We start from the raw sequence: 14,313 nt of genomic DNA, 5'->3' as shown, positions 1-14,313 counted from the left end.
GCCTCTCGCCTTATAGGCCCTTGTGGGCGGAAAGACTGCCTGGAAAACCTGATCAAAGCGTTGCGCAACGCTCGTGCTGGACCTGGGTGAAATCGAGTCATCGGCGCGGCAAGTCCGTCCGCTGGTTGCTGGATATGGCGCTACGGCGATGTCCGCTCCGCCGCCTGACAGCTTAGCATTTGAAAAACTCTTCACGACCGACACTGATGTGGCGCGCTGGCTTGCCATCGGCTCGGTCGAGGATGTGCAAGGCGGCCGTGACGCGAACTGCGGCTCGAGCGGCGAGATTTGAAACCTCGCGGCTCGGTTCGACTACCCAATCAACACGCCGGCCACCGCCTGGAGTCTATGACCTGCTCCGCAGGTGGCTAGGCGGCGTGGATCGAGATGCCAGCGTAGTTGCCCTGTCGCCAGATGAGCCGCACCGGCATGGCCTGACCCGAGGATTTCATCACGAGATAGAAATCATTCGGCAGCTCCGCCTGAGGTGCGACGCCGAGGCGAGCGCCGCCTTTAGAGACGTCGCGGATCATGCAGGACATCTCTGTTCCGTCATCGAGCCGGACAAGAGCGGGGATGGCGGTTTGCCTCCTCGGCGAGCGGCGTCGTTCCAACTGCTCGGGCATGGGTAGTCAAACCGCAGGGCCAGCACGCGACAAGAATTATCTAGCAACACTGTACTTAGAACTCAGTTGACAACTTCCTAAATCACCCATGGCGACGCGGACCTTAGGCTCGGATTCGTCGCCCCGTGCAGGGGTGGCTATCCCACGGAAGTCATTCATCTGTACGTTTTGGTCGCAGCGCCAGTACGTGCGTGCGGCATCAGATTGTGATTTAATATACGTTGATTTCGCTCGGCGCCTCGGACCGTCAAGGCTTCCAGGTTTGGTGCATGGCCGAAGTTTCAGCCCGTGATGCGATGCCGTCGTCTCCCGATCTCCCGCTGAACGCCTTCGTCCGTAAGCTTGAGAGCAGCGGCACCTTCTCGCCCGATGAACGCAAAGCCCTCCTGAAGCTGCCAGTTACCCTACGCGTGCTCAGTCCACGCCAGGATGCCGTGCGGATCGGTGATCGCCCGTCTCACTGCTTCCTGGTGCAGGACGGCTGGGTTTGCCGCTACGCGCAGCTCTCAAACGGCCGCCGGCAGATTACCGCCTTCCATGTCGCGGGCGATTTGCCAGACCTGCAAAGCCTGCACCTGCCGGTACTCGATCACAGCATCAGCACCCTGACCATCGCCACCCTAGCCTTCATCCCGCACGAGCCGTTGCACGGCATCATTGCCAAGTTTCCCAACCTTGCTGCCGCCCTCTGGCGCAACGCTCTTGTTGATGCGGCAATCTCCCGCGAGTGGATCGTAAGCCTCGGCCGCCGATCGGCTTATCAGCGCCTAGCACATCTATTGTGCGAGCTTTATCTTAGACAGGAAGCAGTTGGGCTGGCCGACGGACACAGCTGCTCCCTGCCGTTGACCCAATCTGATCTCGCCGACGCAACAGGTTTGACCCCTGTGCATGTCAATCGCATGCTGCAGAGACTTCGACGCAACGGATTGGTCAGGATTTATGGCGGACAGCTTACAGTTTTAAGATGGACGGACCTAGTAGCGGCGGCCATCTTTGACGAAAGCCATTTACATCTAATTCGAAAGCAGGCCTAGTATCCAAGCGGTCGGCGAAGCCGAGACTTTGGCCAGGTTTTTTCAGGCTGGCGGTATCGCTCTTGCGATCGGCTAAGTTAGATTGGCACCGGAACTGTCCATCGCCCCGCTAGCGTCAGCGAAGCGGCGTAAATCTCGCGCCCCTTTTCATCGCGAACGATGGCTCGGAACACGCGTTCCTCGCCATCCGGCAGGGTATCCCAGACCATATGTCCAAGGGCTTCGTGAGCGGCTGCCCTTGCTTTGTGAGGACAGTCAAACGCAGCCTCATCGTTGCCAGCGACCATCATGTCCCCATCGTCAGTATCAATCATATAGCGGAGCATCGCTTCCTCGGTACTGGTCCCCTCCATTGAGACTAACGGCGCCAACGCTGATCCGTTCAGCGCGTTTGGCCCTACCCGGCATATTAGTGGATCCGGGCCGAGGGAGCACGTTCTCTGTGCTCGCGAGCAAGCGCAACACCGACCGCAAACAGCGCCTGTCGGATGCCGGGCAGCGCTTCTTTGGCGCTATCTGCCTCGATCAAACCGTGCGCGATCAGCAGATGGTCAGCTACGAGGTCAAGGACGCTGCCTGGCTGAGTCGCAGGGTGAGATGGCGGCGGAACGTATCGTCCGATCGTGCCATAAGCCGATAATTGCTCCGTGCTCGTTGGGCTGAGTTGCGTCACCGATCCAAGATAGCCCAAGAAAGTGTGGTCAGGCGGCCCGAATGAAGGCACAGCGCCAGCGACCATCCACGCGTACTGCCCATCAGCCCGGCGTAGCCGGTAGCGCACGCTGTGCTCGACGCCTTGGCTCTGAGCCTCGCGGAGAAGGTTGCTGACGACCTCCACGTCGTCCGGGTGCAACTGCGAGAGCCACCCCGAACCCTCAGCTTCACTCGCCGGCTGCCCGGTGAAAATGCTCCACTCCGGGCTGACGTAGGTTATAGATCCTACCGCATCGACCACGAAAATCATCGGTGCACCTCATCCGCTTCGATGCCGCGCCCGCGGGTATGCAAGCGTCGCCTCCCTCTCGAATACCACCGCGTACCAGTTCAATGTCGCATGAGTTCCGGCAACTCATCAGCTGTTTTGGCGTTTCTGACGCATCCGGCCCTTGCTGTAACCTGAAACCTGCAGCGGTCCGCTGCTTCATGCGGCAGCGCTGTGTGATTTGCCGGGAACCAGACGATGACCGAACTCGACACAGCTGATCACCTGCTAGAGGCCATCGCCGCGGCACTTGGCGTGAGGGCCGCTGCCTTCCGGGATCCGGCCAATCCCGCGCTACAGCAGGTTCGTGATATCGATGAGTTGCTGCGGGCTTTCGAGAAGCTCACCGATCCGGAAGACCGACGAGCCTGTATCGCCTTCGTGCACCAACGAGGGAAGAAACAGGGGACACCCTAAGTGGACCCACCTGCGTTCGTCTGATCGCCCGACTTCAGACCCTCACGGCCTAGCTCAGTGACTTCTACAAGACGCGGCGGCGCTGACATGACCCCGTGCGTCGAAGTCACCCGCTGCGTCTTGTCTGGATCCGCAACTTTTCCGCGTGTCAAGTAGATGCGCATCATGCTCGCCCTTTTAGCCGAACGCGGTACAAAGTCTGCACTACCGGCCCAAGGCTGAACTGCCCTTCCCTCTTGCGTTCCAACAGAGCGCGCAAGTAGCCGCCTAGGTTCTTGATATGGTCCCCACGCTCTAAAATGGCCGTAACAGTCACCGAAGCGGCAGTTACGTCCATCACTCTCAATGCGCTGCCACCAACCGGATCACACGCTTATCTTGACCCGTGACCTGGATGCGGTTTCGACCAGCCTCCTTGGCTGCATAAAGCGCCGTATCGGCCGCCGCGATCAAGGCTGCAGCCTCCTGCGCCGAAACCGCTGAGCTTGAGGCAATGCCAGCGCTGATCGTGACGACGCTATGCGGGTTATCAGCGTGCGGCAGCCTGCACCCCTCGACGCCCTCCCTTATGCGCGCCGCAACCACCTTTGCGCCAATCTCGGACGTGTCCGGGAGCAGGACGGCGAACTCTTCTCCACCGATCCGATAGGCCGTGTCGCAGGGGCGGCAGAGCGCTGCCGTGATAGAACCTGCGATCAACCTCAGAGCCTCGTCGCCCTGCTGATGCCCGTAGCGGTCGTTGAAGCGCTTGAAGTGATCGGCGTCCAGGAGCAGCACCGAGAGAGGCTGGCAGGTCCGGATCGCACGCTGCCATTCACGGGAAAGCACCTCGTCGAAACGCCGTCTGTTGCGCAGGCCCGTAAGGGCGTCCGTGGTAGCCAACTGCTGCAGCTCGGCATTGAGGGTCGCAGTGGCTTGCTCGGCCGCCTTGCGCTGCGCCAGCTCGCGAAGCAGCCACCAGGTCAGGATCAGTATGAGGCCACAGAGGCCGAGAACGACCGCGCCAAGCCCGACCGCCTTGCCTCGCCACTCAGCGTAGATCTCGTGCGGCGAGATCGAGATGCTGAGTTGCAGGGGCAAATCGCCGACGTGGGTGAATACGAACTGGCGCGCGCCCTCTGCGATCATCGATGGTCCGGTGAAGCTGCCTTCCTTGGCGGTCAGGATGCGCTGATAGCTCTTCGTGGCTTCCACGTTGCGCCCAATCTGATCCTCGTCGTAGGGCGAGCGCATGACGATCGTGCCGCCGGGCCCGTACAGCACAACCGTACCGATCTGATCGGCTCCAGCAGCCGCAAAGAGCTGACGGAAGTAGTCCAGGTAGACGGAGCCGAGAGCCACACCGGTGAAGGACCCATCCGGGTTCGACAGGCGACGGCTTAGGATTAGGACCCTGCGCCCTGTCAGGCGTGAGGTGACCGGCCCGCTGATGTGCAGGCCGAGGTCGGCGTGGGTCGCATGGTACTGAAAGTACTCGCGGTCAGCGTAGTTCATGTCCGGCACGTCGAGCGACCGCGAGCTGAGGAGGAGCTTGCCTGCGGCGTCGAAAACGAGCGTGTGACCGAAATTCTCCGCGGTGGTCGCCCGATCGAACAGGATCATGTGGCGGATATCAGGGGCTGCCTGGGCAACCGCTGGCAGCTTCATGCCGTCGACGATGGCGCGCAGCGAGAGGTCGTACATCTCAATGTTGCGAGCGATGTCGCGCCCGAGCACGCGGACGAGGCTCGTTGAGGCAATTCGGGAGCGCTGGCCAGCGTCGATGCGCATATCCCAGAGCATCGCTGCCGAGACTGCGCATAGCCCCGCTACGAGAAGCAAGCTTGAGATCGCCAGCCAGTACGGCGAGCGCGTGCGTGCGGCGAGGCTGTGGAGCTTGTTGCGGATAAACATCTGCGTGCGGGCTCGCGTGTCAGGCGAGATTATTTACAAGGCATGGCTGCGATTCTTGCTAAGAGATATCGTAAACGAACCAACAAATTGGTAAATCGATCGAGAAGTTTTTGATGCAATCATAGGCTAACAATCTGTATCCGCGAACAAATCACCAAGCGCCGTCCGACGGAACAGAGTACGCCAGCGCCTCCGTTGATGCTCTGGCCGATCGTACAGCATGTGACAGCGCTGGCAGAGAGCTGCGAGGTTCGTACCTCGGTTATCCGCCGTGTCGTGGTTGCGGTGCGCGGCGGCTAGAACCACCCGTGTCGTTCTCAGGCCCCTGAGCAGATCCTCAGCTGTCGGAGGCGCCCGCACCACCTCACCCCGGCCATCGCGCCATGAGCCGACCTCAGCGTCCCACCAGCGGCCGTCGCGGAGATGGTAGACGAGCCGGCCATGCGGACGCCCGCAGCCCTCACAGCTGCCGCCCGCCCGCCGGAAGCGGATCAGTGCCGAGAGCTGCGGCCAGTCGATCGGGTAAAAGAAGCGATGCTCTCGCCGGATCGGCATGATCCTATGATCGGCTGAGAAGCGTGACCATTGCAAGGCCGGCATGTGGGCTGCGACGATTGTATGAAACCGGACAATCTAGCAGAATGGTTGAGCAAATTTTGGTCGACGGATCTATCACAACTTGGAGGCGAATTCGGTACTATCCATCCTGAAGACTCGCCGGATCGCTCGTAACATATGTGAATTCCGCGTAATTAACCCAAAATTTACATATTGTGAGCAATTTAATGCTGTCCGGCCCTCAAGCCGATCGCGGCCGTCTGATGGCGCTTTGCCTGCGATCAATGCCGTTGGGCCGCGCGGTCAGTCTGACCCGTCTCATATCACTGCTCCACCGGAAGGCGCGCAATGTCCGCTCGTGCCAGCAACGTCGTGCACCTTTTCTCTGGCATGCCGCGTGGCCTGCCTATAGCGGCGCAGCGGCCCTGTGACCTGGCAAGTGACCGGAATGCGCTCATCGAGCTCGGTCAGCATCTCCGTAGCGTCAAGGCCGCGTTGACGACGGCAGCAGCTGAGTTCGATCGCGCCGGCGAGGCTGCCACGAGTATCGACCCCTTGTTCCGCTGCAACTCGCTTTTCACTCAGATCGAGGCGCTACAGGACGGGATCCAGCAGCTCGTTGGTGCCATGACTACCCATCAGCCTTACGCCTGAGCCCGTCACCCCTCGATCCGACAGGTTGCCGCCATGATCAATGCCGAACAGCAGAAGCGGTTGGCCGCCTTCAACGTCACGCCAGCCGATCTCGCCCTCCTGCAACGGCACGCAGGCTTTGCCCGGAACCGGCTGCCACAGCTCCTTATGGAACTGCACGTCCAGTTTGCGGCATGGCCCGAGATCCAGCGCACCCTCATGCTTCCGGCCGTCCACGAAGCCCGCGTCGCGCATTGGATCCGGGCTGCTTCCGGGGATGTTGGGGCGGACTTCGAGGCCTCGGCCGAGCGGCTGGCAACAGCGTTCAGCCAGAACGGCGTACCGGCCTACGCGGTCGCCATCTGCCATTTCACGGTCGCCCGAGCCATCATGAAGGAGCTCGGGCTCGACCAGCCACTCGGCACGGATCTCGGCAGCCATCTCAAGCTCAAGCAGATCGCCGACGGACAGACCCTTGCGGCGGTCATCAATCGGATCGCTTGGTTCGACCTAGAGCTGCTGATGGAGACCTATACCTGGGTCGAGGCGGAGGCGAAGCAGCGCACGCACGCCCAACTCGAAGCTTTCCAGGCCAAGGTGCAGGCCATCGTGGAGGCTGTCACCGCGGGGGCGGGGACCGTGAGCAGCCGGGCCGAGCAGACGGTCAGCGCGACACAGGAGACGTCGCATCTAGCTCTCACCGCCACGGGCGCTTCGCAGGATGCCTCGCACAACGTTGAGGGCGTAGCAGCTGCGACCGAGGAGCTGTCCGCCTCGCTAAGCGAGGTCTCGCAGCAGGTTGCCCGGGCGGCGGAGATCGCGCAGGCCGCTAACCACGCGGCTCAGCAGACCGATGCGACGGTGCAGGGGCTCGCAGGCTCGGCCGGGCGGATCGGCGACGTCGTGGCGCTGATCTCGAACATCGCCAGCCAGACGAACCTGCTGGCGCTGAACGCCACCATCGAGGCAGCCAGAGCGGGTGAGGCCGGCCGCGGCTTCGCTGTCGTGGCAGCCGAGGTCAAGGGGCTGGCTGGTCAGACTGCGAAGGCCACGGATGAGATTACCGCGCAGGTGAGCGCCATGCAGACTGCCACGAGCAACGCGGTAGCTGCCATCGGGCAGATTGCGGGCATGATCGGCGAAATGGACCGGGTAGCCGCGACGATGGCCTCCGCCGTGGATCAGCAGCGTGCAGCGACGCAGGAAATCGCGGGCAACGTCACTCGCGCGGCGGTCGGCACGCAGCAGGTAGTCGGCAACATCGACGGCGTGCGCCGTGTGGCCCAGGAGGCGGGCGGGGCGGCAGGCGAGTTGCTCGGCATCGCGCGCTCGTTGGCCGGTCAGGCTGAACTGCTGAGGCAAGCAATGGGCGAGTTGGTGGCGCAAAACCGAGCCGCCTGAGGAGTGGCATTATGGCCAAATGGGTTCCGGCAGTGGCTACCATCGGCCTTCTCTGCCTGATGATCCTTCCAGCGCCTGGCGTCCTAGGCTTGATCATCGGCTGCACTTGCGCAGCAGCGATCATCATCAGCGCCGTGCTCTGGCTGCTCAACCACGTCACCTCCCGGGTGCTCGGATGGCTTCCGTCCTTCAGGAGATCACCCACCCGCAAGCGCGGTCGTGTCGTTCATGCAGGCTCAAGCATCGCACGGAAGAAGGCAGGTTCTGCCCGGCCGAACGCTGGCGCCTGAGGAATGCCTGCGGTCGCGCCCTTGGGCTGATTATGCCTCCCTCCGCTGAGACGGAGGAGCCTCCGCGTGTTTCCCGGGAAGACAGGGGCTTCAGCTAAGGCTTCATGATCCGCTCCGACCTCATCGCCCGCATCGCTGCCAAGAACCCGCACCTCTACGCCATGGAGGTGGAGGCGGCGGTCAGGACCATCCTCGCCTGTATCACAGATGCCCTGATGGCTGGCGATCGTGTCGAGCTGCGCGGCTTCGGTGCCTTCTCTGTGCGTGAGATGCCAGCGCGACAAAGGCGCAATCCACGGAACCAGAGCGAGGTGTCGGTGAGCGAACGACGAACTGTCGTATTCAAGGTAGGTAAGGTGATGCGGGCACGCCTCAATTCGCACGTGTCCGAAACGCCCGATCAGATTGTCGTTGAGACGCTCAAGGCAGACTGAGGGTCAGCTAGCGTTCGTAGGGGCTGGGGTCGTGGCGCGGCTACTGGCGCCTTCCACCTTCGCGGTGAGACGCGCCAGCGTCAGTTTCTTTCCGCTCGGGCCGGTGATCGTCATGCCCGTGTAGCCGACGCGCTCGAAGTCGCGTGCTTTCTTGAGCGCCCACTCCGGCGTGGGACAGCGGTAGGTAACGGTTCCGGCGCGATACGCTGCGCTGACGATGTATGGCATGGTTGACGCTCACAGGCCCACGGCTCCCAGCAGGGCCTGAAGCTTGATAGCCGCAACACGGTGCTGACGCACGGCCTCTTCGAGAGGTGCTGCATGGTCGGGTTGACCGGCTCGCCGCGACCGACATGCAGCGTCCGACAGAGCAGCCGCGATTGCCCCCTCTACGACGAGGCTGAGCAGGATACGGCTGCGAAGCCGCTCACAGGCGCAATCCGTTAGCGGATCCAGATCGGACATGGAGCTGAAACCAGCTTACCCTGGCGCTGGTTCACGCGTCTTGGACCGGTTCGGCCCCGCCACCTAATCTGATCGCGGGCCAGTGGCGAAACCATGCACCTGGGCAGCCCGCGCCGAACTCGTGGCGTAACTGCCGCCCCAGAGCGAAGCCTGTTGAACGCGTCTACGTAGATGCAACTGACTCGCTCACGCCCCGTTGACAGTCCGAACGGTGCCTTCGATGCCCTCCAGCTTCGGATCTCGTCTATGCCCACCGAGCCTCGGAACCCCACTCACATCGACATGTACGACCGCTCGGCTCGTCAGCGCTGGGCCCAGCATTTCGGCGTCACCGAGGAGCGTCTGAAGAAGGCTACCTCGATGGTTGGCTCACGCATCGCAAGCGTCGCTGCCTACCTCGGCCATCGGGCGTCTTAAGCCTCCCATGCCTGAGGCTGCGACTGCCCCGCCGCTCGCAGCCGACAGGATCGGTATTCTCCTCGTCGAGGACGAGCCGATGCTCCTGTTGAGCACTGCGCTTGCCTTCGAGGAGGCCGGCATCACCGTGTTTGAGGCCTCTAATTCTGATGAGGCTGTGAAAGTGCTCAGCCAGCGCGATGACATCCGCGTACTGATTACGGACGTCGCCATGCCGAGGGGAGCCATGAATGGCTATCAGTTAGCGCGGCTCGTTGCCTCGCGCTGGCCGCACATGGGTGTGTTGATCCTCTCAGGCGTAGACCGCCCGGCAGAGGGCGACATGCCCCCGGGCGTGCGGTTCATGCCCAAGCCCTACCGGACGCGCGATCTCATCGGCCAGGTGTTCGCTTTCGTCTCACGCCAGTCCGGAAGCGTGTGATCTGTCGGCAGGCGCCTGATGGTCCAGCGGCTCTAACTGCTATTCAGCTGCGAGGATGTCGCTGATCGCTTTGCTGGATCGAGCAAAATCATCAGCCTGCTCGCGGGTCAGTCCCGTGACGAGCACGGTGCGATCCCGATAGATCGTGTAGGTCCCATCCTCGGTGGCTTGCACACGGATCATGGGGGGCTCCTCTCACGCGTCGAAGCTGGCTACGTACGTAGTGAGCTTAATCCTTTGCTAACCCATGGCAAGCCGTTGGGCCGGATACGGGCAGGCGTGGCTAACCACCGTTCCCGGCCGACTGCATATGCGGTACTTCGTCGGTGAACTCGATGCCGCGCGAGCGCAGCGTCCGAACCAGAGCCGCCATCTGCGCGACCGTTACCGCAGGCTCGCCGCTACTTTTCTCAACGCGCATCACTACACCGAGCGGCACTTTCGCGCGCTCAGCTAGCTGTGGCTGAGACCAGCCCAAGCGTTTACGAGCCGCGGTGATCTGCGAGCCACTGATCATGAGGCCACCCCTCAGGTCCGCTCCCCACATAGAGGGATGGTAGGCCGAGGATAGGCACACAGGGCCCCGCGAGCCAAAAGGCTGCGGGGCAACGGTGAAGGTCTCGTCCTCGATAATCACGCCTGCCCTCAGCAGCGCTTGAGCCGAGTGACCTGGATAAGGGCGCCGTGAGAGCCAAACGTTCAGTTTCAGACACTCAGTTCATGCGCTTCAAACCCCCGAATCAAACATCTAGCTCAACAGGTGGGTTTCAGTAGTGCAGCATCACCCCTGCAGCGCCGGACTCAATGCTGTTGGGTACGGGGTCGAATTCGACACTTGGAGGAGGAAGCCCACTCCTATGTGCGAGATGCGCTGCGCCAACCGATTGACGGAACATGCATTTGCCCCAGCGTCGACGACCACGTGTCAGTGGCGGTCACCCCAGAGGGAGGGAGTAGTATCGTTAATACGTCCCTTTTGCACGAGTTTGCGGAGCTAGTCCCCGCATCCACGTGGTCGGGGACTAGCCGCTCAAGATCCTGTCGGTCTACGTCCTCGACACGGGCAAGCCCCTGCAGGTGACCGCGCCTTGAGGTCAAAGCTCGCCCAGATTGATCATGTGAAGGGCTGATGTGGGTGGTTTCCGGTCCTTCTGGTTTCGGGTGCAGGGAACGAAAAGGCGGACGCACGGTTTCCAACCCACACAGGCAGTGAAGATCGCCGTGAGCACTGCCCTTGACTAACCATCCAGCATTTCAAATTGGATTTATTTTCGGGCTGTTCGACATTGAGAAAACGGAGTGATAAATGAAATTTAGGAATCAATAAATTGCAATTTCATAGTAGATAGCCAAATGTTTACTATCAATAGAATTTTTTGAGCTTCTTATTCAGCCGTCCTGATAGTGGCGCTAGCGGCTATCTTTCGCCGCCAGACTGAAGCACGACCTCGGAGCACTCAGCCCCTATACCGGAACATCGGAAATGCAGGCCAAGACACTTTCCCGGGAAGTATATTGGAGTTCGCTCATCTACTAATTAACAACACAGCAAGGCTTTGGGGCGGCCTGAGTGTGAAGTTTCTGGAAAAAATTCATTATTGGCCGTCAGGTACATTCAGGTGATGACAGGCCATAGATCGCGATCCCAGTGTGGCTCAGGGCCAAACGCTGCGGCCAAGTGGTCAACTAACGCCCGAACCTTAGCCAGTGGGCGCCGGCTTCCTGGATAGACTGCGAACACGCCGTCCAATTCCATCGGCGGGTGGTCCAACGATAGAGCAACGAGCCTCCCGGCCCTGAGGTCGTCCCCAATGATGAAGGTAGGCTGGTAGATAATGCCTCGGCCGGCCCTTGCCGCCTCCAGCAGCACGTCACCGTTGTTGGCCTGGAAATCTCCAGCTACGGCGGCGACCAAACCGCCAGGACCGAATGACCACCGGTCCGGCCCAATCCACCTCGAAAAAGTGTACCCAAGGCAATTGTGCTCCGATAGCGCCGCGACGGTACGTGGGATACCGTGCTCTGAAAGGTACGCCGGCGAGGCAGCGACCATCAGGCGACAGGGTGCGAGTCGGCGCGCGATGAGCGTCTCGTCGTGAATGCGCCCGATCCGCACAGCTGCGTCCCACCCTTCATCGACGAGATCGACGACGCGATCGTTCACCCCTAGGTCAATCGACAGACCCGGGTGGAGGGCGGACAGGTCGGCCAGCACACCAGCCAGCACCCGCACGCTGAACGAGACCGGGGCGTTCAGACGCAGCGTCCCAGCGACCTCCGAGCGCTCGGCCGCGACTGCTGCGTCGGCTGCTTCCAACTCGCTGAGGATCCGTTCGACTGTCTCAAGGTAGCGTCGGCCCGCCTCCGTCAAAGTCGTCCGGCGCGTCGTGCGGTGGAGTAGCTTGACGCCGAGCCTAGCCTCTAGGGCCATCACGTGCTTCGTCGCCATCGACTGCGAGATGCCGAGCGAGCGCGAAGCGGCCGAGAGCCCGCCCAGCGCCGCGACGCGGGCGAAGACATACAGGCTGTCGATCCGGTCAGGCATCCTAAGCTCACTCTAGCGGTGTGAGGTGTGATGCTCAAATCCTGCATTCTGCGTGGAAGGTCGCGGGCGCATATTGGCACCGAATACTTCAACCCACTCGACGCCGTCTCTCAGCAGAGCGGACCGGTGGGCTAGTGCAATCAACGGCTCGATCCAGCCCGCGACGCGCCGGCACCGTCTCCAACGAGCCATGATACACACACAGGAGGATTGAAGATGGCTACGGCAGACCGCGCCCCCGATGTCGTCAGCTCGGTCGAGGACCACGCGCTACCGACCCGCGTCCCCCCGGACGAGGCCCGGCTCGCGGGCAGGTATGGCTACGACAAGCCGACGGCGGACAACGCCATCGTCCTGCTCGTCGATCACCAGATCGGCCTGATGACCGGCATGAGGGACACGACATCCCTGGCCGAACTCAAAAGCAACGTCGTCGGCCTCGCCCGGACGGCGAAGGCGCTCGGAATGCCGACCTTAATCACGTCGTCAAACGCGCAATGGCAGAACGGCGACAACCTGCCCGAACTGAAGGAGTTGTTCGCTGACCAACCGATCTACCGCCGCACGGGCATCATCAACTGCTACGAAGACCCAAGCTTTCGAGGCGCGCTGGAGGCTGTGGTCGAGCGGACCGGTCGCCGCCACGTCATCATCGCAGCAGTCACCATCGGCACCTGTTGCGCACTACCGACGCTTGCGATGCTGAATGATGGCTACGCGGTCTACCCCGTCGTGGACGCCTGCGGTGCCTGGAACCGGTATGAGGCCGAGGCGGCGATGTCTCGGATGGCAAACGCGGGCGCCGAGCTAATGACAACCTTCGCGCTGGCTTGCGAACTTCAGGCTGATTGGAAACAGCCGACAGCAGACGCAATGTTCGAGCCCTTTGTGCGGAACCTGCCCGAGTACGGATTTCTGATCCAGAACTTCTGGAACAACGCCAACGGGCACACCGTGCCAGACCCATTCGGGCTGGTGAAGTAGTACAGCGATTCGGCCAGATATTTCTGAAGGGGCAGTTGTCTGGTCGGAGACGGCACCCATGCCATCCGCTTCACATCTTCGGCTGGCTTCGCCGGCCATCGATCGGATTCGATCCGCAGGACCCCGCACCATGCTTACCGCCGCTATCCAAGACCGCGTCCGAGATCGCCCATTCGGGAAGGGCGTCACCGACGCGATGCTCGCTGGCGCGCCGCACCAGATCGACCGCGTCACGTTGGTCGTCCACGACCTCGACCGAATCGTCGAGTTCTACACCAAAGCGATCGGCCTCTCAGTGCTCGACCGGACGGGGGACGACGCCCGGCTCGGCGTCGACAGCGTCACCCTTGTCGCACTGCTTCGCGATCCAGCGGCACGGCGGGTTACCCCCCAGGACGCGGGGTTGTTCCACACTGCTTTCCTGCTGCCGGACCGGGCTGACCTCTCGGCTTGGCTCCGCCACACGGCGTCGCTACGGGTGCCGCTAGCTGGCGCGTCGGACCACCTCGTCAGTGAAGCCCTCTACCTCGCCGATCCGGAAGGCAACGGCATCGAGGTCTACGTCGACCGTCCCTCCTCAGTCTGGTCGCGGGGCGCGGACGGGATCGCGATGGCGACGGAACGGCTCGACCTGCCGGCGCTTGCAGCAGCCTCGGACCGGCCTTGGCTTGGTTTTCCAGCAGGCGGTCGGATCGGGCACGTCCACCTACAGGTGGGGGACCTGCCTTCTGCGGAAGCCTTCTATGGCGGCGTGCTCGGCTTCGACGTCATGTGCCGCTATCCGGGCGCCACCTTCTTCGGCTCAGGCGGCTACCACCACCAACTTGCCGCTAATGTCTGGAACAGCCGCGGCGTCGGACCGAGAACCGACGCGACGACCGGTCTCGCTGGGGTTGAGATGGTCACAGCTCCCCAGTGGATTGAGGCGGCTCGCGCCCGCGCGGCGTCCGACACGATCCGCGCAGACGCGCCGACCCGCCTTGACATGGTCGACCCGTGGGGAACGCCGATCAGCCTCGTCGCTAAAGCGGGTCGTTCGCTTTGCCGCCGGGCCTGCTCCGAAACGGACCGGCGGCTTTCGGCCGATTCTGTTGAAAAACTCGGGTGTTGCAGCGATTGTGATGAGGTGATTCACTCCTGTCGAGAGACGGAGATCGAAGCAGATGATGGGACCTCGGCAAGTCGAGCAGGGTGCCCTGTTCTACGAGTT

20 protein-coding genes are annotated in these 14,313 nt (G+C 62.0%); 10 read left to right on the top strand and 10 right to left on the bottom strand.

Features of this window, described 5'->3' with window-relative positions:
• Positions 1 to 73 precede the first annotated feature (73 nt).
• Positions 74 to 292, top strand: coding sequence for a hypothetical protein (locus ACLBXP_RS21280; protein WP_447669806.1), 219 nt, complete (start codon positions 74 to 76; stop codon positions 290 to 292).
• A gap of 76 nt (positions 293 to 368) precedes the next feature.
• On the opposite strand, the gene ACLBXP_RS21275 is transcribed toward ACLBXP_RS21280, so the two are convergent.
• A complete protein-coding gene (locus ACLBXP_RS21275; RefSeq protein WP_447669805.1) occupies positions 369 to 626 on the bottom strand; it encodes a PilZ domain-containing protein in 258 nt (85 codons plus the stop codon).
• 269 nt (positions 627 to 895) lie between these two features.
• Between ACLBXP_RS21275 and ACLBXP_RS21270 the strand changes: the two genes are divergently transcribed.
• Positions 896 to 1,663 (top strand): Crp/Fnr family transcriptional regulator, encoded by a 768-nt coding sequence (locus ACLBXP_RS21270; RefSeq protein ID WP_447669804.1) that lies wholly within the window; start codon positions 896 to 898, stop codon positions 1,661 to 1,663.
• Between the two features lie 77 nt (positions 1,664 to 1,740).
• On the opposite strand, the gene ACLBXP_RS21265 is transcribed toward ACLBXP_RS21270, so the two are convergent.
• Both ACLBXP_RS21265 and ACLBXP_RS21260 read right to left on the bottom strand, forming a co-directional pair.
• Positions 1,741 to 1,977 (bottom strand): DUF6894 family protein, encoded by a 237-nt coding sequence (locus tag ACLBXP_RS21265; protein ID WP_447669905.1) that lies wholly within the window; start codon positions 1,975 to 1,977, stop codon positions 1,741 to 1,743.
• 95 nt (positions 1,978 to 2,072) lie between these two features.
• Entirely contained in the window at positions 2,073 to 2,627 is a 555-nt protein-coding gene (locus ACLBXP_RS21260; RefSeq protein WP_447669803.1) for a PAS domain-containing protein, read from the bottom strand.
• A gap of 216 nt (positions 2,628 to 2,843) precedes the next feature.
• On the opposite strand from ACLBXP_RS21260, the gene ACLBXP_RS21255 reads away from it, so the two are divergent.
• Entirely contained in the window at positions 2,844 to 3,062 is a 219-nt protein-coding gene (locus ACLBXP_RS21255) for a hypothetical protein (RefSeq protein WP_447669802.1), read from the top strand.
• A 163-nt stretch (positions 3,063 to 3,225) separates the two neighbouring features.
• On the opposite strand, the gene repC is transcribed toward ACLBXP_RS21255, so the two are convergent.
• The 3 genes from repC to ACLBXP_RS21240 form a co-directional block, all read right to left on the bottom strand.
• Positions 3,226 to 3,399, bottom strand: a complete 174-nt coding sequence (gene repC / locus ACLBXP_RS21250) for a replication initiation protein RepC (protein ID WP_447669801.1) — start codon at positions 3,397 to 3,399, stop codon at positions 3,226 to 3,228.
• A gap of 5 nt (positions 3,400 to 3,404) precedes the next feature.
• Positions 3,405 to 4,955 carry a sensor domain-containing diguanylate cyclase gene (locus ACLBXP_RS21245; protein WP_447669800.1) on the bottom strand — a complete coding sequence of 517 codons (1,551 nt, stop codon included), beginning with the start codon at positions 4,953 to 4,955 and terminating at the stop codon, positions 3,405 to 3,407.
• Positions 4,956 to 5,081: 126 nt separating this feature from the next.
• On the bottom strand, positions 5,082 to 5,510 hold the full coding sequence (locus ACLBXP_RS21240; protein ID WP_447669799.1) for a hypothetical protein: 429 nt from the start codon (positions 5,508 to 5,510) through the stop codon (positions 5,082 to 5,084).
• A gap of 351 nt (positions 5,511 to 5,861) precedes the next feature.
• Between ACLBXP_RS21240 and ACLBXP_RS21235 the strand changes: the two genes are divergently transcribed.
• The 3 genes from ACLBXP_RS21235 to ACLBXP_RS21225 all read left to right on the top strand — a co-directional run bounded on the left by ACLBXP_RS21235 (position 5,862) and on the right by ACLBXP_RS21225 (position 8,271).
• Positions 5,862 to 6,167, top strand: coding sequence for a hypothetical protein (locus ACLBXP_RS21235; protein WP_447669798.1), 306 nt, complete (start codon positions 5,862 to 5,864; stop codon positions 6,165 to 6,167).
• Between the two features lie 33 nt (positions 6,168 to 6,200).
• Positions 6,201 to 7,547 (top strand): methyl-accepting chemotaxis protein, encoded by a 1,347-nt coding sequence (locus ACLBXP_RS21230; protein WP_447669797.1) that lies wholly within the window; start codon positions 6,201 to 6,203, stop codon positions 7,545 to 7,547.
• A gap of 394 nt (positions 7,548 to 7,941) precedes the next feature.
• Positions 7,942 to 8,271, top strand: a complete 330-nt coding sequence (locus ACLBXP_RS21225) for an HU family DNA-binding protein (RefSeq protein ID WP_447669796.1) — start codon at positions 7,942 to 7,944, stop codon at positions 8,269 to 8,271.
• A gap of 3 nt (positions 8,272 to 8,274) precedes the next feature.
• Here ACLBXP_RS21225 and ACLBXP_RS21220 read toward each other — a convergent pair whose 3' ends face one another.
• Positions 8,275 to 8,499, bottom strand: coding sequence for a hypothetical protein (locus tag ACLBXP_RS21220; RefSeq protein ID WP_447669794.1), 225 nt, complete (start codon positions 8,497 to 8,499; stop codon positions 8,275 to 8,277).
• 408 nt (positions 8,500 to 8,907) lie between these two features.
• Here ACLBXP_RS21220 and ACLBXP_RS21215 point away from each other — a divergent pair, with 408 nt between their 5' ends.
• On the top strand, positions 8,908 to 9,153 hold the full coding sequence (locus tag ACLBXP_RS21215) for a DUF3606 domain-containing protein (RefSeq protein WP_447669793.1): 246 nt from the start codon (positions 8,908 to 8,910) through the stop codon (positions 9,151 to 9,153).
• A gap of 7 nt (positions 9,154 to 9,160) precedes the next feature.
• A complete protein-coding gene (locus ACLBXP_RS21210) occupies positions 9,161 to 9,574 on the top strand; it encodes a response regulator (protein ID WP_447669792.1) in 414 nt (137 codons plus the stop codon).
• A 39-nt stretch (positions 9,575 to 9,613) separates the two neighbouring features.
• Here ACLBXP_RS21210 and ACLBXP_RS21205 read toward each other — a convergent pair whose 3' ends face one another.
• The 3 genes from ACLBXP_RS21205 to ACLBXP_RS21195 all read right to left on the bottom strand — a co-directional run bounded on the left by ACLBXP_RS21205 (position 9,614) and on the right by ACLBXP_RS21195 (position 12,119).
• Complete coding sequence (locus ACLBXP_RS21205) at positions 9,614 to 9,757, bottom strand: hypothetical protein (protein ID WP_447666071.1); 144 nt, start codon at positions 9,755 to 9,757, stop codon at positions 9,614 to 9,616.
• A 100-nt stretch (positions 9,758 to 9,857) separates the two neighbouring features.
• Positions 9,858 to 10,091: a helix-turn-helix domain-containing protein gene (locus tag ACLBXP_RS21200; RefSeq protein WP_447669791.1), complete on the bottom strand. Its 234-nt coding sequence runs from the start codon at positions 10,089 to 10,091 to the stop codon at positions 9,858 to 9,860.
• Between the two features lie 1,098 nt (positions 10,092 to 11,189).
• Entirely contained in the window at positions 11,190 to 12,119 is a 930-nt protein-coding gene (locus tag ACLBXP_RS21195; RefSeq protein ID WP_447669790.1) for a LysR family transcriptional regulator, read from the bottom strand.
• 216 nt (positions 12,120 to 12,335) lie between these two features.
• Between ACLBXP_RS21195 and ACLBXP_RS21190 the strand changes: the two genes are divergently transcribed.
• Together ACLBXP_RS21190 and ACLBXP_RS21185 are read left to right on the top strand one after the other, a co-directional pair.
• Positions 12,336 to 13,103: an isochorismatase family protein gene (locus tag ACLBXP_RS21190; RefSeq protein WP_447669789.1), complete on the top strand. Its 768-nt coding sequence runs from the start codon at positions 12,336 to 12,338 to the stop codon at positions 13,101 to 13,103.
• 130 nt (positions 13,104 to 13,233) lie between these two features.
• The coding region (locus ACLBXP_RS21185) for a VOC family protein (protein ID WP_447669788.1) at positions 13,234 to 14,313 on the top strand (1,080 nt) is incomplete at its 3' end.

The sequence above is a fragment of the Methylobacterium sp. A54F genome (genome assembly GCF_053346035.1).
Note: the sequence above shows the minus strand (reverse complement) of the source record. Positions and strands in the feature narration are given on the sequence as shown.